The 25,000-nt window shown below is 58.6% G+C and carries 25 protein-coding genes; 9 read left to right on the plus strand and 16 right to left on the minus strand.

The genetic code is table 11. The features are described 5' to 3' along the window. Positions 1-60: 60 nt before the first annotated feature. The 3 genes from F0155_RS16115 to F0155_RS16125 all read left to right on the plus strand — a co-directional run bounded on the left by F0155_RS16115 (position 61) and on the right by F0155_RS16125 (position 3,065). Positions 61-990 carry a DUF6384 family protein gene (locus F0155_RS16115; RefSeq protein ID WP_150525573.1) on the plus strand — a complete coding sequence of 310 codons (930 nt, stop codon included), beginning with the start codon at positions 61-63 and terminating at the stop codon, positions 988-990. A gap of 37 nt (positions 991-1,027) precedes the next feature. Then, a complete protein-coding gene (locus F0155_RS16120; RefSeq protein ID WP_150525574.1) occupies positions 1,028-2,461 on the plus strand; it encodes a coiled-coil domain-containing protein in 1,434 nt (477 codons plus the stop codon). 109 nt (positions 2,462-2,570) lie between these two features. Continuing rightward, the gene (locus F0155_RS16125; protein WP_150525575.1) at positions 2,571-3,065 is read left to right on the plus strand and encodes a hypothetical protein; all 495 of its coding nucleotides are present in this window, start codon (positions 2,571-2,573) and stop codon (positions 3,063-3,065) included. Between the two features lie 47 nt (positions 3,066-3,112). On the opposite strand, the gene F0155_RS16130 is transcribed toward F0155_RS16125, so the two are convergent. Next, complete coding sequence (locus F0155_RS16130; protein WP_150525614.1) at positions 3,113-3,535, minus strand: VOC family protein; 423 nt, start codon at positions 3,533-3,535, stop codon at positions 3,113-3,115. A 69-nt stretch (positions 3,536-3,604) separates the two neighbouring features. On the opposite strand from F0155_RS16130, the gene F0155_RS16135 reads away from it, so the two are divergent. Genes F0155_RS16135 through F0155_RS16150 form a run of 4 tightly spaced genes read left to right on the plus strand, consistent with a single transcriptional unit; the run spans position 3,605 to position 6,433 of the window. After that, entirely contained in the window at positions 3,605-4,204 is a 600-nt protein-coding gene (locus F0155_RS16135) for a TetR/AcrR family transcriptional regulator (RefSeq protein ID WP_150525576.1), read from the plus strand. A 53-nt stretch (positions 4,205-4,257) separates the two neighbouring features. Then, complete coding sequence (locus F0155_RS16140) at positions 4,258-4,869, plus strand: CDP-alcohol phosphatidyltransferase family protein (RefSeq protein WP_150525615.1); 612 nt, start codon at positions 4,258-4,260, stop codon at positions 4,867-4,869. Positions 4,870-4,871: 2 nt separating this feature from the next. After that, positions 4,872-5,792 carry a phosphatidate cytidylyltransferase gene (locus tag F0155_RS16145; protein ID WP_150525577.1) on the plus strand — a complete coding sequence of 307 codons (921 nt, stop codon included), beginning with the start codon at positions 4,872-4,874 and terminating at the stop codon, positions 5,790-5,792. Positions 5,793-5,803: 11 nt separating this feature from the next. Continuing rightward, entirely contained in the window at positions 5,804-6,433 is a 630-nt protein-coding gene (locus tag F0155_RS16150; RefSeq protein ID WP_150525578.1) for a lysophospholipid acyltransferase family protein, read from the plus strand. A 19-nt stretch (positions 6,434-6,452) separates the two neighbouring features. Here the strand turns inward: F0155_RS16150 and chrA are convergent, their stop codons facing one another. From chrA to F0155_RS16200, 10 genes are all read right to left on the minus strand, one after another. Then, the gene (gene chrA / locus F0155_RS16155) at positions 6,453-7,736 is read right to left on the minus strand and encodes a chromate efflux transporter (RefSeq protein WP_150525616.1); all 1,284 of its coding nucleotides are present in this window, start codon (positions 7,734-7,736) and stop codon (positions 6,453-6,455) included. A 36-nt stretch (positions 7,737-7,772) separates the two neighbouring features. Beyond that, complete coding sequence (locus F0155_RS16160) at positions 7,773-8,591, minus strand: chromate resistance protein ChrB domain-containing protein (RefSeq protein ID WP_150525579.1); 819 nt, start codon at positions 8,589-8,591, stop codon at positions 7,773-7,775. A 143-nt stretch (positions 8,592-8,734) separates the two neighbouring features. Then, complete coding sequence (gene cckA / locus F0155_RS16165) at positions 8,735-11,287, minus strand: cell cycle histidine kinase CckA (protein WP_150525580.1); 2,553 nt, start codon at positions 11,285-11,287, stop codon at positions 8,735-8,737. A gap of 106 nt (positions 11,288-11,393) precedes the next feature. Next, entirely contained in the window at positions 11,394-12,473 is a 1,080-nt protein-coding gene (gene flhB, locus F0155_RS16170; protein WP_150525581.1) for a flagellar biosynthesis protein FlhB, read from the minus strand. A 9-nt stretch (positions 12,474-12,482) separates the two neighbouring features. After that, complete coding sequence (gene fliR / locus F0155_RS16175) at positions 12,483-13,256, minus strand: flagellar biosynthetic protein FliR (RefSeq protein ID WP_150525582.1); 774 nt, start codon at positions 13,254-13,256, stop codon at positions 12,483-12,485. Positions 13,257-13,265: 9 nt separating this feature from the next. Then, complete coding sequence (gene fliQ, locus F0155_RS16180; RefSeq protein WP_150525583.1) at positions 13,266-13,532, minus strand: flagellar biosynthesis protein FliQ; 267 nt, start codon at positions 13,530-13,532, stop codon at positions 13,266-13,268. Between the two features lie 36 nt (positions 13,533-13,568). Next, entirely contained in the window at positions 13,569-13,880 is a 312-nt protein-coding gene (gene fliE, locus F0155_RS16185; RefSeq protein WP_150525584.1) for a flagellar hook-basal body complex protein FliE, read from the minus strand. A gap of 39 nt (positions 13,881-13,919) precedes the next feature. Next, the gene (gene flgC, locus F0155_RS16190) at positions 13,920-14,330 is read right to left on the minus strand and encodes a flagellar basal body rod protein FlgC (RefSeq protein ID WP_150525585.1); all 411 of its coding nucleotides are present in this window, start codon (positions 14,328-14,330) and stop codon (positions 13,920-13,922) included. 53 nt (positions 14,331-14,383) lie between these two features. Then, positions 14,384-14,788 carry a flagellar basal body rod protein FlgB gene (flgB, locus tag F0155_RS16195; protein WP_150525586.1) on the minus strand — a complete coding sequence of 135 codons (405 nt, stop codon included), beginning with the start codon at positions 14,786-14,788 and terminating at the stop codon, positions 14,384-14,386. Between the two features lie 50 nt (positions 14,789-14,838). Continuing rightward, entirely contained in the window at positions 14,839-15,069 is a 231-nt protein-coding gene (locus F0155_RS16200; RefSeq protein ID WP_150525587.1) for a hypothetical protein, read from the minus strand. 9 nt (positions 15,070-15,078) lie between these two features. Here F0155_RS16200 and F0155_RS16205 point away from each other — a divergent pair, with 9 nt between their 5' ends. Both F0155_RS16205 and fliP read left to right on the plus strand, forming a co-directional pair. Beyond that, entirely contained in the window at positions 15,079-16,785 is a 1,707-nt protein-coding gene (locus F0155_RS16205; protein WP_204934501.1) for a flagellar biosynthetic protein FliO, read from the plus strand. Continuing rightward, positions 16,782-17,549, plus strand: a complete 768-nt coding sequence (fliP, locus tag F0155_RS16210) for a flagellar type III secretion system pore protein FliP (RefSeq protein ID WP_150525588.1) — start codon at positions 16,782-16,784, stop codon at positions 17,547-17,549. The genes F0155_RS16205 and fliP overlap by 4 nt, the downstream gene beginning before the upstream one ends. A 220-nt stretch (positions 17,550-17,769) precedes the next feature. On the opposite strand, the gene F0155_RS16215 is transcribed toward fliP, so the two are convergent. The 5 genes from F0155_RS16215 to F0155_RS16235 all read right to left on the minus strand — a co-directional run bounded on the left by F0155_RS16215 (position 17,770) and on the right by F0155_RS16235 (position 24,945). Further along, positions 17,770-21,750: a tetratricopeptide repeat protein gene (locus F0155_RS16215; RefSeq protein ID WP_208999322.1), complete on the minus strand. Its 3,981-nt coding sequence runs from the start codon at positions 21,748-21,750 to the stop codon at positions 17,770-17,772. Positions 21,751-21,887: 137 nt separating this feature from the next. Beyond that, complete coding sequence (locus tag F0155_RS16220) at positions 21,888-22,637, minus strand: MotE family protein (protein WP_150525589.1); 750 nt, start codon at positions 22,635-22,637, stop codon at positions 21,888-21,890. After that, positions 22,634-23,203, minus strand: coding sequence for a DUF6468 domain-containing protein (locus F0155_RS16225; RefSeq protein WP_150525590.1), 570 nt, complete (start codon positions 23,201-23,203; stop codon positions 22,634-22,636). The genes F0155_RS16220 and F0155_RS16225 overlap by 4 nt, the downstream gene beginning before the upstream one ends. Beyond that, positions 23,200-24,426, minus strand: a complete 1,227-nt coding sequence (gene fliM, locus F0155_RS16230; RefSeq protein WP_150525591.1) for a flagellar motor switch protein FliM — start codon at positions 24,424-24,426, stop codon at positions 23,200-23,202. The genes F0155_RS16225 and fliM overlap by 4 nt, the downstream gene beginning before the upstream one ends. A gap of 9 nt (positions 24,427-24,435) precedes the next feature. Further along, the gene (locus F0155_RS16235) at positions 24,436-24,945 is read right to left on the minus strand and encodes a flagellar basal body-associated FliL family protein (RefSeq protein WP_150525592.1); all 510 of its coding nucleotides are present in this window, start codon (positions 24,943-24,945) and stop codon (positions 24,436-24,438) included. Between the last annotated feature and the right edge of the window lie 55 nt (positions 24,946-25,000).

Below are 25,000 nucleotides of genomic sequence, written 5' to 3' on the forward strand. Positions count from 1 at the left end.
TGGATTTGACCGCCAAGGGCATTGGCACGTAGCACCGGGCGGGTCTGGAGAGTTTTCAAGATGGCAAACGAACCTCAGGCGCCACTGGATGACCTGATGATGGCCATGGACGTGGTGGATACGCTCCGCCACGAACAGAAGGTCGTGGAAACGGAACTGGCCGAGGAAGACCGCGACAGCTACCTGATGGGCAGGCTTCGCGAGATCTACAAGTCGCAGGGCATCGACGTTCCCGATCACATTCTCAAGGCCGGGGTCGAGGATCTGAAGGCCGACCGGTTCGTCTACCAGCCAAGGGGCGGCGGCCTGTCCCGCACGCTCGCAACCATCTACGTGACCCGTGCCACCTGGTCCAAATGGGCCGGAGGCATTCTCGTTGCCCTGATCATCACAGTCGTTGCCTGGCAATTCCTTGTCGTTGGGCCGCGAGAGCGCGCAGCGCTTGCGCTTCAGCAGGAATTGACCGAGGGCATTCCACAATCGATCACATCCCTGAGCGAGCGGATCCAGTCGCTGACCCGCGACAAGGACATCCTTGCCGAGGCTGATCGTCTTGCTACCGGCGGGCGCATTGCCGCCGAGGACAGCAAGGTGGAGGTCGCCCGCAAGGCCGTGACCGATCTGCGGGAACTTGCAACTGCCCTCAACGAGGCGTTCGAGGTTCGCATCGTTTCCCGCCCCGGCGCAAAGACAGGCGTGGAACGCATTCCGGACGTCAACCGGAACTCGGCCAACTACTACCTTGTCGTTGAGGCCATTGGACCGGACGGCTCCGCCCTCAAGCGGAAGATCGTTTCGGAGGAAAACAGCGGAGCCAAGGAAGTAACCATCTGGGGCCAGCGCGTCACCAAGGCGCTTTACGAGAAAATTCGCGACGACAAGGTTCAGGACGGCATCGTCCAGGAAAGCCTGCTTGGCACCAAGAAAAAGGGCGTTCTGGACATCAACTGGAAATCCGGCGTCAAGGATGGAGCGATCACCGAATGGTAGGCCGACTTCTTTCATCTCAGGAAAAGGGTAACACCTCATGCTGACCGGACGCGAGACCATGACCTCGATCGAGGCAGCCCTGAACGACCTGCGCCGCGAGGAAGCCGAACTCGGCACCCGCATCGAACGGGCAACCCGTGCCTTTGCCGACTTCCAGACCCGCAAGGGAGAAGCCTATAAGGATCTGGCACGGTTCCGGCTCGACACGCAGTCCGTCGAAAATCTGGATATCCGCCTGGATTCCGCCGCACGTGAAGCTCGACGCCTGCTGGAGAAGCGGGCATCGGACCTGAAGGTGCTGATGGAAACGCTGCGCACGCGCGAAACTGAACGTGCAGAACTGCAGGCAAAGCGCGACAGCCTGATCGCGGACCAGACCGCAGCTGAAGACCGTCTGGACGGCCTGATGGACGCCGTTGACGAGACTCTGGAAAAGGACGCTGCATTTCTGGCCCAGCGCGACCGGACATTGGCCGCCCAAAAAACCGCGGAGGCTGCTGCGGCAAAGGCAAAAACAGCCGTTGAGGACCGCGCGTCGAAAGGCAAGGCCTATGATGACGACCGCCTGTTCATCTATCTGTGGCAACGCGGTTTTGGCACACCGGACTACAATCACCGGGGCCTCACCCGGGCGCTAGACCGCTGGGTTGCCGGGATCATCGATTTTCACGGTGCACGCGCCAACTACGCCATGCTGACCAGCCTTCCGGAGAAACTGGAAGCGCATGCTGAACGCTGTGCGGAGATTGCCGAGGAAGAGGCCGCCCGCCTGACCGCTCTCAGCCGTGCGGCGATGGAAGAAAAGGCTGGCGAAGACCTCGTTGGCAAGATCGAGACCCTGAGCGAGGGGGCAAGCGATCTTGAAACCCGTCTTGCAGCTGTCGACAAGGGCATTGAAACCGTTGCTGCGGCTGTTCAGTCCTACAGCACGGGCGATGATGACGATTACCAGAAGGCGGAGGAGCATCTGGCCAAGTCACTGGAAGGCGACGATCTGGACGACCTCTGGCGCGCCGCCCTTGCAACGCCCTCCCCCGAGGATGAGAAAATCGTCCGCCAGATCGAGGATCTGAGCGAGAGAATGGAATCGCTGACCCGTGAAATCCGGCAGGATCGGGAATTGCAGCGCGACATTACCGCCCGTCGGTCGGAACTCACTGACGTCGTCAAGCGGTTCCGGACCAAAGGCTACGATCAGTGGGAATCCACCTTTTCCGACAACAGCCTGACCACAGTGTTGCTTGGGGAGTTGCTCAAAGGTGGCATTGATGCCGCTGAATACTGGGCGCGGGCGGAGCGGTCCCACAAGCGACGCAAGCCGCGTGGCGGTCAGGTCGGTTTTCCCGGTGGCTCCGGCTTGCCCTCCAGCATGGGCGGGCGTCGCTCCGGTGGAGGCAGCTTCGGCGGCGGCGGATTCAAGTCGGGCGGCGGATTTGGCGGAGGTGGTTTTACCACCGGCGGAAGCTTTTAGGTCACACTGCGCAATAATCTTGCAAAAATGGCCCGGACGTACATGCAATAATAAGCAAATTGACGTAGATAGCGTTCCAGTTGTTCCAAACCGAGCTGCCGAGAGACTGATGTTGAAGTATGTGATGCCCGCCGCCCTGGCCTTGGCCCTGACCGCCTGCCAGTCCAGCACGACGCCGACAGAACCAACCACACCGAAACAGCCAAACCTGACCGTTCCTCAGGGCGCCCAGTCGGTCAAGATCGCCGCTGACCCTCAAACGGTTCGCAACGCGCTCATTTCCAGCGCAAACGAACGCGGCACCAAGGTGGTCCAGAGCACCGCCAACATGGTGGTCATGGAACGCGTCATGGCCGGTGAGAACCCGGCACTGGACGCAGAATTTGGCCCCTCGAACAACGGCAATCGAGTCATTCGCATCCGTGTGCGCTTCACCGGCGCAGCTTGCAACACCTTTGCAGTTCAGGAACTTGCGGTTCTCAACAATGCCCATACCGCCCTTGAGCAAAGCTTTGTCCTGCCCGGCAATGCCAACACACAGGAAAGCCTCAACGGCCTGAAATCCCGCGCCGAGCAGTCAAGCGGATGCCCGAAGATCGGATAAAAGCAATCCGGGAGCGCTGCGGCCAGCCTCCCGGTGATTACTCGTAGTTAGACAGCCTCGGCTTGAAGGTAGTTGTCCTTGTATTCAGCTGCCGCCGGGATCGGTTTGATCACATCAATCAATACACCGTTCGGGTCGCTGGTAATAAAGTGACGCTGGCCAAAGGCTTCATCTTTGAGTTCAAGCGCAATTGGTAGATTTTGCTTCACAGCGTGTTCATAAACGCTGTCGACATCCTCTACTTCAAAATTGAGAATGATGCCCTGCGATTTGCCGCGAGCGGCAGCTGGAATTGTTTCGTGGCTACCGTCCATGATTGCCAGATTGACATTCTCGTCTTCCGACGATTGCAGATGCACATACCAATCTGCCTCGAAGACCACATCGAAGCGAAAGTTTTTCCGGTAGAACCGAACGGTCTCCGCTACTCGATCTGTCATGAGGACCGGATAATGTTGTGTGCACTTCATGGCTTCCATCCTTCTTCAAAATTACATACAGTGTGTATGTTTATAGCAACTAACATACAGGCTGCATGTATGCAAATAAGATCTGCGCGGCGCCCTCAAGCTGAAAGACGGGCAGAAACAAGAGATGCGCTGCTTATTGCGGCCCGAAAATTGTTTGCTGAAAAGGGATACGCGGAAACCGGCACGCCCGAAATCGTGAAGGAAGCCAAGGTTACGCGCGGCGCCCTTTATCATCATTTTACCGATAAAGCCGACTTGCTGAGTGCAGTCCTTGAACGCGAAGCTGAAGAAATCGCCGAACAGATAGGCAAGGATACGAACACCGCCCAGTCTCCGCTGGACGCCTTGTTGACCGGCGCCAAAGCCTATTTCATCGCCATGAGCAGGCCGGGAAGAACAAGATTGCTGCTTCTGGAAGGCCCGGCTGTCCTCACTCGGGAGCACATGAAGAAGATCAACCTGACCGCAGGCGAAGCTGCACTTCTGGAGGGTCTGGTACATGCCAAGAAACAAGGCTTTCTTGGCGATCATTCACCTGATGTCATTGCAGATCTGCTCTCCGCAGCTTTCGACCGCGCGGCTCTTGCGATTGCAAATGGTGGAAATCAGCAGCTGTATGAACGGGCTATCGAAGCCTTGCTGCACAACCTCTTGAGCAAGGGGAGTTGAATTGCCAATAGCAGTGACGCATGGTGAGTGAAATTGACAAGAAAAGCTCTTCCATGCCCACCGTTTATCAGCTGAAGTCCCGTTTTCAGGACCTTCTCCGCCCTCTCTGCAACAGGCTCGCCCGCGCTGGCGTCACCGCCAATCAGGTTACGATAGGCGCGTTGGTCTTGTCTGTTGTGGAAGGCCTCGCCATTATTGCCTTCCCCGCCAGCATCTGGCCCTTTGCCCTTTTACCCGTGGTCCTGTTCGTCCGCATGGGCCTGAACGCCATCGACGGCATGCTGGCTCGCGAACACGACCAGAAGTCAAATCTCGGCGCGATCCTCAATGAGCTAGGCGATGTGGTCTCGGACGTCGCGCTTTACCTGCCCTTTGCCGCCCTTCCCTTCATTCGCCCGGAGCTGGCCGTTGGTCTGGTGGTGCTGGCCATCATCGTGGAAATGACTGGCGTGATCGGCGTCCAGATCGGGGCGAGCCGACGCTATGACGGCCCCTTCGGCAAGAGCGACCGGGCTGTTCTCTTTGGCACCTGCGGCGCATTGATTGCCATCGGCGTGACGAGCCCGCTGCTTTTCACCATCGTGTTTTCCGTGGCGTGCGGCCTGTCCCTCTGGACTATCTGGAATCGTGCCCGCAACGCCCTTCGTGAGCTGGAGCAGGCCTGACCATGACATCCTTTCATTGGGCGATTGCCGGCATCTGGGGACTTTTGATCCTCGCCAGCGTGATCGTGTTCGTTATCTCGAAGCGGTCTGAAAAGGATGTTAGCGAGCTGGTGCAGCGAACCCAAAGCTGGTGGGTGATGATCGGGATCTTCACGGTCGCCTTCCTCGTCAGCCCGGTTATCTCGATCATCGTGTTTGGCCTCATCAGCTTTCTGGCGCTGAAAGAGTATTTCTCGATGATCCCGACAAGGCGGGCCGACAGACGGGTTCTGCTTTGGGCCTATCTTTCGATCCCTATCCAGTATTTCTGGGTCTATGACAGCTATTACGGCATGTTTGCGGTCTTCATTCCGGTCTACATGTTCCTGTTCCTGCCCTTTGCCAGCCTGATATCCCAGCAGACGGACGGGTTCCTGAAATCGGTCGGAACCCTGAATTGGGGCCTGATGCTCTGTGTCTTTTCCATCAGTCATGCGGCATTCCTGATCACCTTGCCGCCGGTTACCGATGGCGGCGCGGGCGGCCCCGGACTGTTGCTGTTCCTTGTGTTCCTGACCCAGTTCAATGACGTTGCCCAATACACCTGGGGCAAGATGTTCGGGCGCCACAAGATCATTCCCGGCGTCAGTCCGAACAAGACCTGGGAAGGCTTTCTCGGAGGCGTTGGTACCACTTTCGTGCTTGCCGTTTTCACTGCACCGCTCGTCACCCCGTTTTCGTTGGGTCATGCGGCGGCAATCGGCCTGATCATCCCGGTCACCGGCTTTGTGGGAGATGTTACGGTTTCCGCCCTGAAGCGGGACCTCGGGGTCAAGGACACAGGCAGCCTCATCCCGGGTCACGGCGGCATTCTAGATCGGATCGACAGCCTGACCTTCACCGCGCCGATTTTCTTCCACTTCACCCGTTTCTTCTTCTACTAGGCCGGAAACGCATGCTGCAGAAGATCTTCTACATCTTCATCAAGATAGCGGTGCTCTTTCTGCTGGGGCTGAATGTTCGGCGCAAGGAACTCCTGCCGGACACAGGCCCGGCCATCATTGTCGCCAACCACAACAGCCATCTCGACACGATGGTCCTGATGGCCCTGATGCCCCTGGATCGCCTGAAAGACATCAAGCCGGTCGCAGCGGCCGACTATTTCTTCTCCAGCCCCAGGATGGCGTGGATCTCCGAACATGTGCTCGGCATCATCCCGGTGGAACGCAGCGGTGCCGACAAGTCCATCGACCCGCTTCAAGGCTGTTATGATGCCCTGGAGCAGAACAAGGTGCTGATCCTCTTTCCCGAAGGCTCGCGCGGCGAACCGGAGAAGATGACAGACCTGAAGAAGGGCGTATCCTATATCGCCGAGCGCTTCCCCGATGTGCCGGTCGTTCCCGTGTTCACCCATGGGCTTGGAAAGGCGCTGCCAAAGGGCTCGTGGCTGCTGGTCCCCTTCTTCTGCGACATCTTTGTGGGCGACGCGTTCAATTGGACCGGTGATCGCGCCACCTTCATGACCACCCTGCAGGAGCGGTTTCAAACGCTCTCAAAGGAAAAGAACTTTGCTTCGTGGGAATAGCCCCACGAAGCAATGTTGATTACACCTGCGACAGCCCCCATCCCAGAGCTGCCGCGATTCCGAGGACCAGAAACAGGTTCTTGTGCCAGCGCAGCAGGAGAAGACCGCAGATAAGCGTGACGACGGGCACACGCCAGTCGAGACTGGAAAGGTCCGGGATCCAAAGGGTCAACGGCCCGTGCTTGCTTGCGCTCACCTCGCCAAAAAGAACATGCAGCGCGAACCAGACCGACAGGTTGAGCACCACGCCAACGACTGCGGCAATAATCGCCGTCAGAGCCCCCTTCAAACGCGGCTGGGCCGATATCCATTCAATGTAAGGCGCACCTGCGAAGATCCAGAGGAAACACGGCGCAAAGGTGGCCCAAAGCGCCACCACGCCTGCTACAAGGGCCAGCCCGACTCCGCCTTCCTTGAAAGCCGCCAGAAAGGCCACGAACTGGGTGACGAGAATGAGAGGCCCCGGCGTTGTCTCGGCCAAGCCGAGCCCGTCCATCATTTCCCCGGCGGTCAACCAGCCGTTCTGCGTCACCACATCCTGCGCCATATAGGCCAGAACTGCGTAGGCTCCCCCAAAGGTGACAACAGCCAGTTTTGAAAAGAACAGGCCAATTTCGCTGAGGATCGGCACGCCGGACAGGGCGCCAATGGCAATGAGGGGCACGAACCAGACAACAAGCCCGATGACGACGGTTCCAAGTGTACGCCTGACGGAAACCGTGACCGCCACCTCGCCCCCCTCACCGGCATGCCCGCGATAGGCAACGGCCCCGTAACCGGCCGCCAGCAGCACGATCAGCGGAAACGGCACGGCCAGAAAAAAGATCGCCACGAAGGACAAGCCTGCAAGAGCCCATTGCGAGGGACTGGTCAAAGCGCGCCGAGACAGCTTCAAGAGCGCTTCAAAAACAATGACGAGGACCGCAGCCTTGATGCCAAGAAAGGCCTGACCAAGGACGGAAACTTGCCCATAGAGCGCATAGATCGTCCCGAGCAGGAAGATGACCGCCGCACCGGGCAGGACAAACAGGAGGCCTGCAAGCAACCCTCCCGCGACGCCTTTCAGCCTCCAGCCGGAATAGGTTGCCAGCTGCATCGCCTCCGGACCGGGCAACAACATGCAAAAGCCCAGCGCGTTGGTGAAGCTGCGCTCCGACAACCATCCGGTTTCGTCAACCAGCTTGCGATGCATGAGGGCAATTTGCGCTGCCGGCCCCCCAAAGGACAAAAGCCCGATATTGAGAAACACGCGCAACACCGCCGCCCAGCCCGGAGAGCCGTGATCTGAACACGGTTCTGCCATCGTCTGCGTGGCCATTTCTGATCGCTGATCCACCGCTCACCCCCGCTTCGCTGCAGTCGGCCAATCATGGCCTTCGTCGCTTGCATCCCGAGCCCAGCGATAGAACGCATCATATAGGCCAAGTCCAGCCTCAAGTTGCTGAAGATCATCCTTGAACATGCGCGACAACCCGACAGAGGCAGCCAGCAGACCGGCGGCCTGCGGTGCCAGATCATGCCGGTTCGTATCGGCTGCCCGCACCACAAGGGCAAGGCGCTCCAGCGCCTCACACTTAAGGCCGAATTCCTCAACCATTGTGTCAAACGTGCAGGCTTCTCCCCGGTGGCTCCAGAAAACGTCCTCCACGTCAAAAGGCACAGCACCAAAACGGTCGGCAACGCCTTGCACCTGCAAGGGGGAAACAAACAGGAACCGGGCCTTTGGATCGACAAACCGTCGGATAAGCCACGGACAGGCAATCCGGTCGATCTTGGGGCGGTGCCGCGTGACCCAGATACACTCGCCAGGTGCATTTCCCGGCGCAACGGATGTGGCGGGAATGCGGACGAAACCTGAAACCTTCCAGCCCTCCGCCCCACCTTCCAGGTATTCGGCAGCAATGCCATGCAGTCTCAAAAACGCTGCCGCCCCTTCGCTCAGCTTCAAGCCACCATGACAAACCAACACCACCTTGCGACCGAGGAGTTCGGGGACAAGGGTCTCAATGGACCGGTGGGATTGCCTGAAGGCGGTGGGGATGTAGGTCGGGTCGGCCTCGAAATCCTCATCAATGCGCACATCAATGATGACAGGGCACTCCGGTGTTCCGACCAGACGGTTCAGTTGGGATGCAGTAATAGCATTTGGAGACGGCATAGTGCGTCCTTCCATGTTTCAGGAGTTAAAGGACGCGAATTTGGGCCGTTGCCTCACGGGGTATTCGCAAACCCCATGAGGGCGATCATGCAGTTGGCTGTGCTGATGTCAAGCCGGGAAGCCCAGACGGCTGGTCCGTATTATCAGCCGTTCAGGACGTCTTTCACCTTTGTTGCCAGCTGCTTGAGGGTGAACGGCTTGGGCAGGAAGTCGAACTGCTCGTTTTCCGGCAGGTTCTCCTCGAACGCATCCTCCGCATAGCCGGACACGAAGATGATCTTCAGGTCCGGGCGGGTCTTGCGCAGCTCAACCAGAAGCGTCGGCCCGTCCATTTCCGGCATCACGACGTCGGACACAACCAGATCAACATTGCCACCGGCTTCTTCCATCACTTCCAGTGCCTCGGTGCCGGACCCGGCCTCGTGCACGGTATAGCCACGTGATGCAAGGGCACGGGCCGCAAAGGCCCGAACCGCTTCCTCGTCTTCCACGAGCAGAATGGTCGCCGAGCCGGTGAGATCCGTAGCCTTTTCCGATTCTGGCTGCTGAACAACCGGCTTTGTCTCTTCAACAAACTCCGGAATGTGGCGCGGCAGGAAGATGCGGAAGGTAGTCCCCTTGCCGACCTCACTGGTGCAGAAAACAAAGCCGCCAGTCTGCTTGACGATACCATAAACCGTCGAGAGGCCGAGGCCCGTGCCCTTGCCAACTTCCTTGGTCGAGAAGAACGGATCGAAGATCTTCTCCATGACGTCCGCCGGAATGCCGTGCCCAGTGTCTTCCACTTCAACCAGCGTGTACTCGGCAGGCGGCATGCCACGGGTGTTTTCGAACTTGGTCGATTCCTCGGCTGTCACATTGGTCGTGCGGATGGTCAGCTTGCCGCCGTCCGCCATGGCATCGCCGGCGTTGACAGCAAGGTTCACAATCACCTGTTCCAGCTGGTTGAGGTCGGCCATGACAGGCCACAGGTCGCGCCCATGGACCACCTGCAGCTCGACCTTTTCGCCCAGCAGGCGATCCAGAAGAATGGATAGATCCGCCAGAACATCATTCAGCGCCAGCTGTTGCGGACGCAAGGTCTGGCGGCGCGAGAACGCGAGCAGCTGCCGCACCAGACCGGCAGCCCGGTTGGCATTCTGCTTGATGTTCATGATGTCCTGGAAGGACGGATCGGTCGGGCGGTGGCTGGCCAGAAGCAGGTCAGAAAAGCCGATGATCGCGGTCAGGACGTTGTTGAAGTCATGCGCAACCCCGCCAGCCAGCTGGCCGATGGCCTGCATCTTCTGGCTCTGGGCAAACTGGGCTTCCAGCGTGCGCTGCTGGGTTGTTTCAAGTGCATAGACGATGGTCGTCTCGCCATCCCCTTCCCCGTCCTGCACCGCAGACACGTAGAAGGTGGCCGAGCGCGGGTCATGCCCTTCACTGAGCGGAATATCGATCGGGGCAATTTCCCCGATACCCTGCGAGGCCGCCTTGAGCGCCTTGCCAAGATCGTCACGACCACTCTGGGCGACATAGGCCTCCATCTTCGGTGCGCCGTCATCGGAATTGACGGCTCCGAACAGCTTCAGGAACGGCGCATTGGTCCGAAGAACCCGGCCTTCCTTGTCGAGCGAGGCAATGGCGATCGGCGTATTGTTGAAGAAGCGGGCAAAACGGACTTCTGCAGCCCGAAGAGCCTCGGAAGCTTCCTCGCCGCGCGAGCGGTTCAGCACCAGCGTCCGGCTGTCGCCTGCAATGCCGTTTTCGCCAAAGGGAACCCGGTGCAGCAGTCGAACCGGCAGCCCCCGACCGGAACGGGTCACGAGATCCAGATCAAAGGTGTCGCTCTTCACTTCCCCGGCCTGACCCGTAACCGAGCGGATCAGTTCCGCGCCATCGCCGCGAACGATGTCGATCAGGGAAAGATCCCCGACTTCAAACTGGGCAAGATCGTAACCCAGCCAGTCGGCCAGCGTCGCGTTGAGATAAACCACCTGTCCAGCCGCATCGCAGGACAGGAAGCCCGCCGGTGCGTGGTCGAGGAAGTTGATGACGCGCTGCAGTTCCTGAAAGGAGTTTTCCTGCTCGGCCCGGTCACGGGTAATGTCGGACAGCTGCCAGACAGTGAGGCGGCGGTTGGAGCGCCCCTTATCAGTGATCTCCAGTGGCCGCACAAGCACACGATACCAGCGCGGGCCGCCATCGCTGCGCCCGAGCGGCGAAGCCATACGAACTTCTTCCTGTGCGCGGCGTCCATCCCGCATGGCCTGCGACAGACGGTAGATCGCGTCAGCAGCATCTGGATCGCTTGAGAAAACGCGCTCGATCACACGGACATCGGCTGAACTGTCGACGCCCGTCAGATCGGCATAGGCCTGATTGGCATAGACAAGACGACCATCCTGATCGGTTACGATGGCCCCGTCTTCCAGTGTCGCCAGAAAGGCCGCCGCAATGGGGCTCGATTCAGCACTTCTGCCGGACAGTCTGAGAAAGCCCATCGCCCAGGCGAAGAGGCAGAACACACCGACAACGGCTAGGATGCCCAGCATGGCCAGAACAAATGGCTGGGCCTGGGTCCTGTCCATGACGGCCAGGATCGCCGCAATGCCGAAAAGGACCAGCGCGAGCACAATCAGCAACCACAGACTGCCGGACCGCTCTGGCCGGTCAATCAGGGGCTCATTCGCCGCACTGTCAAATTCACTCATCGTGTGTAACTCCCCAGCCCGAATCGTTTACAGGCTCATTCCCAGCATTCTGCGATCTTCCGGCGAATTCAACCAAGTGTTCCCCCGGCTATGTGGATGAAGCCGCCTAATTTGAGCGCCAATTGGACCGTTTGCGCATCCGGTACACGAAGCCGATGACTTCGGCCACTGCCTTGTAGTGCTCTTCGGGTATTTCCTGCTCAATTTCTACACTTGCATAAAGGGCACGCGCCAGTGGCGGATTCTCGATCACCGGAATTTGGTGTTCCTTGGCAACGCCGCGAATTCTCAAGGCAACTGCATCTGTACCCTTGGCGATACAAAGTGGTGCCCCCATGCCGTCTTCATATTTCAGGGCCACCGCATAGTGCGTCGGGTTGGTAACGACCACGGTCGCATCCGGCACGGCAGACATCATGCGCTTGCGCGAGCGCTCCATGCGGATCTGTCGGATCTTGCCTTTGACGTGCGGATCGCCTTCCGTCTGCTTGTACTCATCCTTGACGTCGCGCAGCGACATCTTCTGCTTGTTGAACCACTTGTTGCGCTGATAGGCGAAGTCGGCCGCTGCAACGACGGTCATGAACGCCATCACCGCGCCAAGCAATTGCAGGATCAGGATCCGCGCCTCTTCCAGAATGATGGTCAAATCCGCGAAGATCATGACATCGGCTTCATCGCGACGCGGCCACAGAACCGCAACCATCAGCGCACCGACAACGAAAATCTTGGCGATACCCTTGGCGAAGTTCACCAGACTTTCGCCGGAAAACAGCCTCTTGAAGCCGGACAAGGGTGAAATCTTGGACAGTTTCGGCGTGATGGTTTCCGTCGTGAACACCAGCTGGTGCTGCACCATGTTTCCGGCAACGGCCATCACTACGAGCGCGAGAAGCGGCAAGCCGACAATAAGCGCTATCGATTGACCCGTATCACGCCAAAGGGCCTTCAGCGCATAGCCATCCACCGGGATCTGGTGGGCGTGCTCCATGTAGCCTTTCAGGAGACTGCCAATGGAGGCGGCAATTTCAGGCGCAAAAAGAGCAATCAGCAACGTCGCTCCGGCAAGGGTGAACCAGGTGCTCACCTCCTGCGATTTGGCAACGTCCCCCTTGTCATGGGCTTCCTTGAGCCGTTTTTGTGTGGGGTCCTCAGTCTTTTCTGCATCATCTTGATCATCAGCCATGGCGCTCTCCTACCCTGCTATGAACTTGCCAAGCGCCGCCTCGAAATGTTCCAGATAGAACGTAATCAAGGTGCCAAGCAGGGCCATGAGGAGGAAGAACCCAATCGCAATATTGACCGGCATGGCGATAAAGAAGATCTGCATTTGGGGCATCAGCTTGTTCAAGAGGCCGAGCCCGAAATAAAAGACCAATCCCATCACGATAAAGGGCGCGCTCATGCGAAGCGCAATCGAAAAGACTTCCGCAACCGTCTTGGTCGCGTTGTCTGCAAAATCCCCGACCGGCACGAAACCGCCAGGGGGAAACAGGGTGAAACTGTCATGCAGGGCGGCGATGACCAGATAGTGGCTGTCCGTCACGAACACCATAGTCATGCCCAATAGAGACAGGTAGTTCCCGAAAAGGGTGCCTTGCTGACCACCATTCGCGAGATCCGCGCCGAAGGCAAAAGCCAGACCCGACTGGTTGGCCATGATGACGCCAGCGGTCTGAAGCGCGGTCGAGATCAGCTTGCCGCACAGCCCGATCGCAAAGCCGATGATCAGCTCGCTGCCAAGAAACACCAGCAAACGTGCAGAATTTACTGTGAGGTCCGGCGGGTAGTATTGGGAGGCAACGGGATAAAGGACCAGCGTCACACCAAGCGCAATCGTCAGGCGAATGCGGGGCGGGATAGAGCTTTCACCCAGCGCAGGTAACAGCATGACCATCGTGCCGAGACGCGCAAACATCAACAGGAAGATTGCGGTGATCTGCGGCAGGAAGTCGAGCTGGATCGTCATGCGCGGCCGTCACGACGTCTTCAGGATCATCTCGGCGATCCGGGCTGTGAAGGAGGAAAGCAGCTGCCCCATGAACGGCAGCGACAGCAGAAGCGTGACGAAGATCGCGAGGATCTTCGGCACGAAGACCAGCGTCATTTCCTGAATCTGGGTCAAAGCCTGAAACAGCGCGATGACGACACCGACAAGCAGGCCGATTATCATGACCGGCGCAGAGATGAGGATCATCGTCCAAACACCCTCACGGGCGAGATCCATAACTTCACCGCCGGTCATCGCAAGCCTCCAGTGCTTCAGGAGCTGTAGGGCAGATCACATCGGCATCCGCATGATTTCCTCATAAGCGGAAATCACCCGGTCACGAACCGAGACCATCGTTTCAAGTGCTACTTCGGTTTCGGCGATTGCGGTCACCACGTCAACAACGTCGGTCTTGCCTTCCACAAGTCCGATCGCCTTCTTATCGGCTTCCCGTCCCTGCTGGATGGTGCTTGAGACCGCTTCCTGCACCATCTGACCAAAGTTGGCCTCAGGTGTTTTCTGCTTGATCTCGTTGGCAGCAATCTGCTGCGCCAGACGTGCAGCGGACTGATAGGCATTGTTGGCAATCAGCGAACTGGCCATGACCCGGAACTCCTAGACTTCGCGAACAGGCTGAAAGGATCAGCCCCTGAGGATATCGATGGTTCGCTGAAGCATGCGGCGGGAGGACTCGATCACATTCAGGTTGGCCTCGTAGGACCTCTGAGCTTCACGCATGTCCGCCGTTTCAATCAGCGTATTGACGTTAGGCTCAAGAACATATCCTTGTTCGTTTGCCGCAGGATGGCCGGGTTGATAGCGCTCCTCGAAGGGAGACTTGTCTTCGGCGATTTTCCCAAGCTCAACAACTTCTGCGTTGAGTTCCTTGGAAAAATGGGATTGGAAAGTCGGGATGCGGCGGCGATAGGGTTCCCCGTCCGGGGTCTTGGCCGTCGAATCTGCATTGGCGATGTTCTCTGCGATCACGCGCATCCGGCCGTTTTGCGCCTTCAGACCGGACGCGGCAACGAACAGGGACTTGATCAGATCCATCTTGTTTCTCCCGGGGCCCGTTCAGGACGCCCATTTGTCAGTCGGCCCAATACTCAACCGCCCTTGGACAGCGCGGTCCGGATGAGCCCGAGACCACGCGAATAGAGGGTCGTGGCCGCCTGATAATCCATCTGGTTCTGGGTGACTTTCATCATCTGCTCTTCCAGAACCACGTTGTTCCCGCTGGGGGTAATTTCAAACATATCCCGCTTTTCCGCCTCTCCGGCGGCAGGAGCGGACAATGATCCGGAGATATGCCCGACTTTGGTCACCGATGTCTGGAGCCCGGCTTGCGCCAGCCCGACATGGTCGGCAAAGTCGAACTGCTTCACCTCGCGAGCGCGGTAACTCGGTGTATCGGCATTGGCAACGTTCTCGGCCAGAACGCCCTGACGGACCTGATGCCACTGCATCTTGGACTTCAGTGCCTGGAAAAGCGGAATGTCGGAAATCGCCATAGCGAGCCACCATTGGTTAACAAACTAGGCAAACATTGCCGACCAGAAGGTTAATGAAAGGTTAACAAACCCCTTTCACCTGCCCGCAACACACCGGTTTCCTTGAAGCAAAACTTAATTTCCTTTGCATTTTGCGAGATTTTCCCTCGCGCCGGCAGGCAGTTTTTGCCGCCCTCTGTTAACCTGTGAATAGCAAGAGATTCGTTTTCAACCGCACCAACGGTCGAAGGCACTACAGATAACAGGCGTTGCGGCAGAAGCCCGGCGGTCAAACCGCTCAAGAGGATCGAATGTACAACTGGATTGAACAAACGCTTGGCGTCGGAGACGGGCTTGCCCGCATTCTGGCATTCACCGTATCCCTGATTGTTGTTCTGGTCCTCTTTGCCCTTTTCGTCATCATCCTGAAACGGCTGATGGGCACCAATTTCACCGGACCGAGGAATCGTCAGCCGCGAATCCAGATCATGGACGCGGCAACGATTGACCCCAAGCGCAGGCTTGTGCTGGTGCGCCGGGACAATGTGGAACATTTGCTCCTCATTGGTGGCACGACCGATGTTGTGGTGGAGCAGTCCATCATACGCAACGCGCCTTTGGGTGCGCAGCATCCGCGCCAAGTCCCGACCCTTGCCGCAGGCCCTGGCCCGCTTCCGGAGCCGCCATCAGACCTTGATTTCGATGATGAACAAGAGCCGATACCGGGAAAAGTGGAAACAAGGTCGGCGGAGAGCGCCACCAGAGCTTCTGAGCCTGCCCCTATGCCTGTGGTCGAGACGGCCAGCGTTCAGCCATTCACGGCTCCCACTCGCCAGGTTGCCGAGCCGCCCAAGCGGACCGGACCGAGCCCTGAGGCATCCCTCGTTCGGGCTGCGGCAGGCGGATTGTTCGCATCGCGTCAAATAAAGACGGATGAAAAGCAGCAAGAGCCGCCGACATCGGGGATTGCTGAAGTTGCACCTCGCCCGGCGACAGAGGCAGCACTGGCAGAAGCAGCGGCCAAGGCTCCGACGCTTCCCCCGGTCACGCCTCCGCAACCGGTCTCCGCGCGCCCTGCACTGTCACCGCAAACGGCATCCCTTTCCGGCCTGACGGCATCCCGCAACGCGCCTGAGAACCGCTCTTCACCGGAGACCGCGAGCACGGCGCGGCCGGCCCCTGCAATTGCCTCGCCGGCAATCACCCCGCCGAACGCAGTTGACGACAGCGAACTTTTCGAGCCTCAACATTCCGGCCCCGAGAAAACTGCGCCGCTGACAACAACCCTCGCCAATTTCGCCGCGCGCAAACCCGCCCTGTCCCCAAGCCAATTCAGCCGGACCCCGCCGAAGATCACTCCTCCGGCCTCGGGCCCTGCCGCAAGGGCGAAAACCGCTGTACTGGCAGGCTCCGGAAACCCATCGGAGGTAAAGGAAGACGCGGTTTCAGAAGACGAAGCAGTCGACACCACTGCCTTGACTTCGGCAGAACCGGCGGCAGCCAAATCAGAACCTTTACCGTTTCCCTGGCGTGGATCGGCTGCCGCACCGCAGGTGACAAAGCCTGTCGAACCGCCAGCACCTGCCAAAACGGAAACCGGGGAAACAGTGTCCGCAACTTCCATGGACACAAAGCCTTCGGAAACAGGCTTGCCGGACGATCAAGCATCCACCTCGGCGCTTCAGACCTCGGACGCTCCATCCGGGGAGACCAAGGCAGAGGCCAAAAAGGATGATCTGGACCTGCCATTGGGTACGGAAAAGAAAGAAGCAGCAGCGGGCGAAAAGGCGTCTGACTCCAACGCTCCAACCGTGCCGTCAGAACAGGAAAACGACAACATTCCGGCAGAAAGCGCTGCCGTTGTGACGGCGCCGACCAGCCCGTTCAAGCCTGTTGTCGTTCAGTCGGCGCCCAAGGTGGAACACTCTCGCGTGCACGCAACCCCAACAGAAGTAAACCCCATCGAGGCGGAAATGGAAAAGCTGCTCGATGAAATTCACGGACCACGAAGCATATGACAAAGCGCCTCCGGCTGTCTCCGGGACGCATCACATGGTTGGCCCTGTCAGCATTGGCGCTGTCGGCGCTTTTCTTTGTCTGGCCTGCGTCTGCCCAGGACATCACGATCGGATTTGGTGACGACACCACGCTGACGGAACGAGCCGTCCAGCTGGTCGCGCTCATGACGGTGCTGTCCCTCGCGCCGTCAATCCTGATCATGGTGACAAGCTTTACCCGAATAGTCGTGGTTCTGTCCCTGCTCCGATCAGCCATCGGCCTGCAAACAGCACCGCCAAACATGGTCATGATCAGCCTGGCCATGTTCCTGACCGCATTCATCATGGCGCCAACCCTTCAGCTCGCCTATGACGAGGGCGTCGAGCCGTTGGTAAATGGTGACATCGAATTCAGCGAAGCCTTCGTGCGGGCATCCGATCCGTTCCGCAAATTCATGCTGTCTCAGGTGAGGGAAAAAGATCTGGCATTGTTTCAGGAAATGTCCGGTCGTGAAGCTCCTCAAACGCCGGAAGATCTAGAACTCAGCACCCTGATCCCGGCCTTCATGATCAGCGAACTACGCCGCGCCTTCGAAATCGGGTTCCTGCTGTATCTGCCGTTCCTCATCATCGACCTTGTTATCGCATCGGTGCTGATGTCGATGGGTATGATGATGCTGCCTCCGGTCGTGATCTCGCTTCCCTTCAAGCTGATCTTCTTCGTGCTGGTGGATGGCTGGAACCTTGTGGCGGGGTCACTGGTCAAGAGTTTTGGCGGCGGTTAAAGCGTTTCCAGGCGAAGTGGATACCGGTTCGCCGTCAGGAAACGCGACAGATCAAGTATTTAGAGCGCGTCGAGCGATTTTGTAAAAACGAGACGTGCTCTAGCCCCGCCCGCCGGACAGCCCCCAACGATGGCAAAGTCAGGCCGGGTCTCAAGACCTTGCCCGCAATTCCATGCCAACAGTTTGAACAGATGATCTTTCAGCGAACCGGGAACAGAACTTATCCGTTTTCGCTGTCGACGCCTTCGCCGACAGGATCTACATCAGCCCGCGTGCTCGGCGTCATATATTGACGGCGATATTCCTTCATGAAGGTTTCGAGCGTGTCGATATCAGCGAGATTGTTCGCCACGTCGAGGAACTCGACCCCCTGAGCGGCAACCGGCCGGGTCACGACCTCAAACGCAAAGGCTTCCGCGCTGTCGGTCATCTTTGCCAGGAACTTGGTGTGCAGGCGATCAAGGCTCAACTGATCCCCGGCCAGAGAATAGGCAATCGCCGCACGCAGTGCATCAAGCCGCTCCGTGTTGTCGAGCGCCACCGGGTCAGACCAGCGAGAGCCGAGCATGCCCTCAAGCTGCTCACCGGCTTCTCGCCAGCTCTGGGCTGCCCAGAACGTGTCGGCCCGTAGCCGATCCACTTCGCTGCCGCGCATGTTGCGAACAAGTTCCAGCGCAAGGTCGGGACGACCGCTCGCGGTCAGGGCTCGTGCCTCGACGATATTGCGTTGGCGCTCCAGAGCGGTCGGCAAGCTGGATTGCCGCGTGCGATTGATCACCCGAAGCGCCTCTTCGGGCTTGCGATCCATCAGGTAAATCGCGCCAAGGTCTGCCGCGATCTGCGCACGCGCCGCACCTTTCAGGCGGTTGTCCACCTGATGCTGCAGCAATTCGGTTGCCTGATCCAGAAGGTCGACATCCATCAAACGGCGAGCCAACTGGCGCACCATCTCGTCGCCCTGTCGCCCGATCGGGGTCAACTCCCGAAAGTCATAATAGAGTGCCAACGCCGCCACGGTTGGCATCTCGTCCGCTTTCCCATCCAGGAAGAGCGACGTGAAGACCGCATTCATTTCTTCTTGCAGCAACCGCGTCGTATCAGCTTCAGGATCGGCCTGAACGGCCAGCTTCATGGCTTCAAAGGCTTCGCGGTAGCGCCCCTTTTCTGCATAAAGCTGGGAGAGGAAGCGAAGTGTCTTCAACTCGATTTCGTCGCCGCGCCAGGACATTGCCAGCCCCGAAAGCTGATCTATGGCAGTGTCGCTATCAATTTCTCCATCACGGAACCGGATACGGATGGCCCGATACTCGGCTTCCGATGCCCGTGGGCGATCCAATGACCGTGAGACCAGATCGAAGACCCGCAGTGCTTCCTGCGAACGGCCCGACGCATCCGCGACACGGCCTCTCAACAGGTCATAGCGAGCGGCCTGCGACGAGGTGATTTCGCTGGGCTCGATTTCGGCGAGAAGCGAATTGGCCATTCCGAAGTCATTGGCTTCCACGAGCGCGCGAGCTGCGGCCAGCTTGAACTCGGTCTGGATCGCTGTTGGATAATTGCCCACCACCGGGCGCCCTCGCGGCATGGTTATGCGCGCTGCGTTCCAGTTACCAAGTTCCGCATCGACGATGGTCTGCCAGATGGCCGCGTCGGCGTTGCTCTTCAGATCCGGCCGGTTGAGGTGTTTAGAGGCATCATGCGGGCGACCGGCCATTGCCTCTGCCGCACCCATCATCAGGTTGAACGATCCATCAGATTCAAGTCCAGGCTCCTTTTCCAGCGCCAGATGCATCAATCCGAGCGCTTCCTGAGGAAACTGGTGGGCCAGATAGAAGCGGGCCAGATTGAGAAGCGGGCCACGGCGACGCCCTTCAGGGGCCTGACTCAGCTGGTCTTGAAGGTCGATCAGCCGCTGACGATACGTCTCCGGCGTAGCGGTCTTTAGCGTCACGAACTCGACCGCGTCGACGGCATCCGGATCAACGATGGAATTGAACACCCCCGTCCCACCGCGCAAGTGACGGTCAGACAGGGACAAGCCGGTCGACTTCTCAATGATCACGTCATCACCGAGGATCTTGGCTTGAAGGCCATCTGCCTTCGGCGCGACGGCAACGCCCTGTGCGGAGCTGAGCGCATCAAGATCCACGAAGGATTGCGGCTTGAGCAAACCGCGCGGCGGGCCAAAGCCGGTCACAAGTACAATCTTGTCACCAACAAACGGGTCTTCCAGTTCGCGGATGTTCTGAGGTTCGTTGTAGTGAATTCTCAGGATCGACCCGCCGTCGCTGCGCACATTGCGCTCCATCTTCAGCGGAATGGACGGCTCCAGGATCATGTCACCGATCACCAGAGACCAGGAATTTCCATCGGCACCGACCGTTGCCAGAACAGGATCCGTCAGATCAACGCGCAACACGCGATACCCTTCGAACTCTTGCACATCGATCTTGCTGGTGTTCTCTGCAAGCGCAGATTCCATGCCGCGGGTATCAAGCGTGACGTCGGTGTCAAACACCATCCAGATGCTGTCGTGTCGACGGAAAATGGCGCTTGGCGTCGGCTTGGGGAACGGAAACACCACGCGAACCGTATTGCCTATACGCCGGGCCTCGGCGGCCACGAGATTGCGAGCATCTTCACCGATATTCAGCGGCGGCTGTTCCGGCGACGGTTGCGACTGCGGCATGGGCTGAGGCTGAACCTGCGCAAAGTCCAACCCGCCACTGGCACGCCATGGGGCTACAGAGGGATTGTCCGACGGCAGCACCAGAGGCGGTGGCAAGGTGTCGTTCATCGGTGCCGATACAGCTTCACTCACCGGCATGGGCTCAACTGGCGACGAGCTCGTCTGCACCGGTTGCGCCGGTGTTGTCGGCATGGCGCCACCCAGCGGCATGGCCGTTCCCACGTCCTCGCTCGCCGCAACCGGAACCTGCTCAAACGCAGGTACGGCAGCGGTCACTTCCGCCCGAGGAAACTCGACCGGCTGGAAAGCTTCAAAGTTGGCTGCCGGAACGGTACCGGAATTCGCGGTGGCCTGCGGGACGCCGAGCGGCTTTGCCCGAGGCATGGCCATGCCATCTGCATTTGCGGTCGGCGCGGCTTGTTCGGCCTCAGGCGCGCTTGCGATCTGAACCGGAGCGACCGGTTCGGCCGGGTCAACAACGCCAGCACGGGATTCAATCGCCGGCTCACGGCGCATTTCCTCAGATGGCAGCGTGTCATCGCGTTTTCCGGGCGCAACAATAACGCCTCTTGGCCCGCCTTCCCCGCCAGCTTCAACACTCTCCTGCTGCTGCAGAGCCTGATTAACAGGATTAAGCGGCGCATCGGAATGCGGCGTGACATCGACGACATAGGTCAGGTTTTCCCTGAAGGCGCGAATATCGACCGTTGGGTCGATACGCATCAGGAACTTCAGCCTGCCCTTGTCGATGAACGAGTTGGCATCAACCACGCCAGGTGGCGGGTCGGTGATCAGCTGGGTAATATTCAGGTCGGCCGGGTGATTGAACGTCACCCGAATGAAATCTTCCTCACGAACAAATGCCGTGTCGAATTCTGTGGACCAATCGAAAACAAGCCGCGTGAACGTCGGGTGCTCGCCAATTCTCAGGTTCACCCGCGGCGGCGGCTCATTCGTCATGCGCGCCTGTTCAAGCGCTTTCACCTTGCGAAGAGCCTCTTCGGCACGCTTGGCCAGATCACGAACAACATCCTCCGGAAGACCGGGGGGATGCCCCTGCCAGTTCATCGGCAGAATATCGATGAAGAGCTTCTCACCTGCTTCCAGCGTGTTGATGCGGTACTGCTTCTTCAGCGCAAACCGGATGGCGCTTCCATCCGGATCCCGGCGGGCGATCGACACATAGTCAGGCAGGTTGAGCGGAGCATCTTCGACCTTGATGTCGACCGGCTCCTCGAAGGAAATCCGCAGAACTCCGCCGGTTATAACCGCATCAAACGTAGGAAGAAGGGTCCTGTCCGAGAAGGTGAGAACCATGCGGCCATAGCCTTCCTCGGGCTGGGCCTGAAAACTTACAGGTTCTGGTGTCTGGGCAGATGCGACACCGCCAAAAACCATGACAACGAACAAGAGGCAGATGACTGCAGATACACGTGTCCACACGGGCGCAAAGTGCCCCGCAACGCTTGAAAAAGCGTCCTTGAACATCGTCTTGCAGCTATCGTACGGCACCTTCGCCTTTCCCCGGCTTTCTCCAACGCTCTACAATACTTGATAGGACCTTAACGCGGCCTTACATCGCCCGTTAAAAACCCCGGCTTCAGACCATCAAAAGCGGGGATTTCGGACGTTCATTTTCAGCCTGAACCCTAGTTCGACTGGATCTTGGGAAGTTCGTCAGAGGTTTCCTGCATAACCGGCTTTGGTGCGGCTTCCACACCTGCAATGGCAACGGTCAGTTGCTCGGCAGCTTCCGGGTCCATTTTCCCCAGAATGTCCGCCATTTTCTTGGGCTTCATCTGACGCACCACCTTCAAGAGAACCGGCAGGTCCAGTCTGTTGAAGATCCGCGCCGCATCCTTGGGTTTCATGCTCTCATACATGACCACAAGAGAAGCGACCTCATTCTCCTCCTGTTTCCTCTTTTCATCCAGAGCCGCTTCGATCCGCTGTTCCAGAGCCTTGAGTTCCTCGACACGCTTGTCGATGCGCTCTTCAGTTGCCTGAAGCAGCTTTTCCCTCAGATCGAGCTGGCCGCGTTGCTGATCCAGCGTCTCCCGGCGCTTGCCAAGGCTTTCCAGAACAGCACGCTCTGCAGCAGATCCACCGATTTCCAGAGATTCCGGCAAGGGGGTCGTTTCGCCTTCGGCGCTTCCCTCAGCTCCCTCAGCAGGAGCTTCCCCTTCTGCCGGGGTCTCCCCTTCGGCGGGAGCCTCTCCGTCCATCGGCTTTTCTTCACCACCTTCAGCGGCTGGCGCCGCTTCGCCCTGCGTTTCCTGCGCAACTGCAACCTTCACCGGCAAGCTCGGGCCACCTGTCCCGAAGGACAGCCCGAGCAGCTTCAGCGCCAAAAGGGCGCTGGCTGAAATTGCCAGAAGAGGAAGCAGTCTTACATTCATGCGGCAGCACCCTCGGACCGCCGACGGAAGCGCTCCAGGCGTGCGGTGGCTTCAGCAGCTGCATTGCGGATTTCATCGGCACGAGATCCCCGCGCCCTTGCCGGCTCGACGTGAACCGCCGGCGCCTGCACTGGAGCTTGAGCCTGCGGCTGCGCCTGAGTCTGCGGAGCATAGTCCTGCTCCATATCCTGACGCATCTCGCGCCGGGGAGCTGCCGCGCGTTGCGCCGCACCACCACGAGCAGCTTCAGCTATCTGGCTGATCTTGTTGAAGATCTTCTCACCCTCATCAACCTGCTCCGCCAACTCGCGTGACATCTTTTCCGCCTCATTCAGACGGGAGCCAAGGGTCTTGTCAGCTTCGGTTGCAGTCGACTTCAAACCAAGGATCGCGCGCTCGGCGATCTCCGTGGCCGTCATCAGCTCGGAGATGGTTGCCCGCAAGGTTTCCTCATCCGCCCTGAGGCGCTGCAAGCGGTTGTTCAGGATCCAGCAGTAGGCGATCGTCACCAGAAGGAGAACGGCCACCAGCAGCTCAATGATAGTTCCAAGAGGCAAGCTCATCATGTCTGCTCCACTTCGCTTTGCATCGCGCGCTCAAAGGCGGCAAGAGTCATCTTCGGTTTTCTCAGATTCTTGGAAACCCTGATAGCAATTGCGTCTTCGACCTTGCCAAGGGTTCCTTCGGTCAACGGGATGTTTCCACACTTCAAGGTCACCGGATCGGTCGGCTCCCGGTCGAAAACCAAGGTTTGGCCGACATCAAGGTTCAAAATCCGCCCCAACGGCAGGTGTGTTTCATGCAGAACTGCATCCACCTGGATCGTTGCTGCGTGGATTTCACTCGCAAGGTGACCTTCCCAGATCGGGTCGCGACCGAACTTTTCACCCATGAACATCTGGAGCAGCAGATCGCGGATCGGCTCCAGGGTTGCATAGGGCATCATGATCTCGACGGTACCGCCCCGGTCTTCCATGTCGATGCGAAGCTCGACAAGGATGGCCGCGTTGGCAGGGCGCGAGATCGCCGCAAAGCGCGGGTTTGTCTCCAGCCGTTCCATGTTGAAATGAACCGGGGACAACGGCGCAAAGGCGTGTTCCATGTCCTTCAGGATGATCGACACCATCTGATGAACCAGACCGGTTTCAATCGTCGTGTAGGGACGCCCTTCGACGCGAACGGCAGTCGTGCCGCGACCACCACCCAAAAGCACGTCGATGATGGAATAGATCAGGCTCGATTCAACCGTGATCATCCCGAACCCGTCCCATTCCTCGGCCTTGAAGACGCCCAGAATGGCTGGCAGCGGGATAGAGTTCAGATAGTCGCCGAAGCGAACCGAATTGATAGAATCCAGCGACACTTCAACGTTGTCGGACGTGAAGTTGCGCAAGGATGTCGTGGTCAACCGCACAAGACGGTCAAACACGATTTCGAGCATCGGTAGACGCTCGTAGGACACCATGGCCGAGTTGATCAGGGCGCGAATGCCGCTCTGATCGCCCGCGATCGTGTCTTCAACGTTAAAGCCCAGAAGGTTGTCGATTTCCTCCTGGTTCAGGACACGGTCAGCACCACGCGTGGCATCTTCAAGCTCGGGCTCACTGTCATCCACCATGGCCGCCCACTGGGCAGCCATGTCGTCAGACCCTTCTACGCCCTGCTCTTCGAGCGCAGCTCCCCAGGCAGCAGCAAGGTCGTCATCTTCGTCCCCTGCTCCCTGCTCGGCGAGCGCAGCTCCCCAGGCATCAGCCATATCCTCATCAGAAATGTCGTCTTCTTCCGCCATATCGCACCATCACTGTACGAGGATTTCCTTGAACAGAACCCCGTCGACCCGCGCCGGATAAACCGACAAGTTGATGCGCCTGAGCAATTCTTCCTTCAGACGAAACAAACCGGCGGACCCTTCTAGATCCGCAGGACGCAACTCACGCAAATAGATCTGGAATGCATCCAGAATACGCGGCAGAAACGGCTCGATCTTCGTCACCATTTCCTCATCACTGACTTCCAGGGCAATTCGTACCTTGAGATAGGTTGCCCGTCCGTCGGTGGACAAATTCACGGTCATTTCCGGCAGGTCGTAAAAGACCACCGGCTTTTGCTCCACGACAGGGGGCTGACCCGGCTCCCCGGCGGGCATTTCCGGCTCTGCTCCCATGAACAGGAAGTAGTAGGCCCCGCCACCGGCTGCCGCCAGAACGACAAGTCCGATCGCACCAAAGAGGATCAGCTTCTTTTTGCCACCACCACCTTCGGCGCCTTCTTCACCTTCTTCGTCAGCAGCGGCACTCTCGTCAGCCATCCGGAACCTCGCCCAAATTCACGCGCACGCGTGATTAGTATCTAAAGAGTTAATG

It is taken from the genome of Roseibium sediminis, assembly GCF_008711325.1.
Classification (GTDB): domain Bacteria; phylum Pseudomonadota; class Alphaproteobacteria; order Rhizobiales; family Stappiaceae; genus Roseibium; species Roseibium sediminis.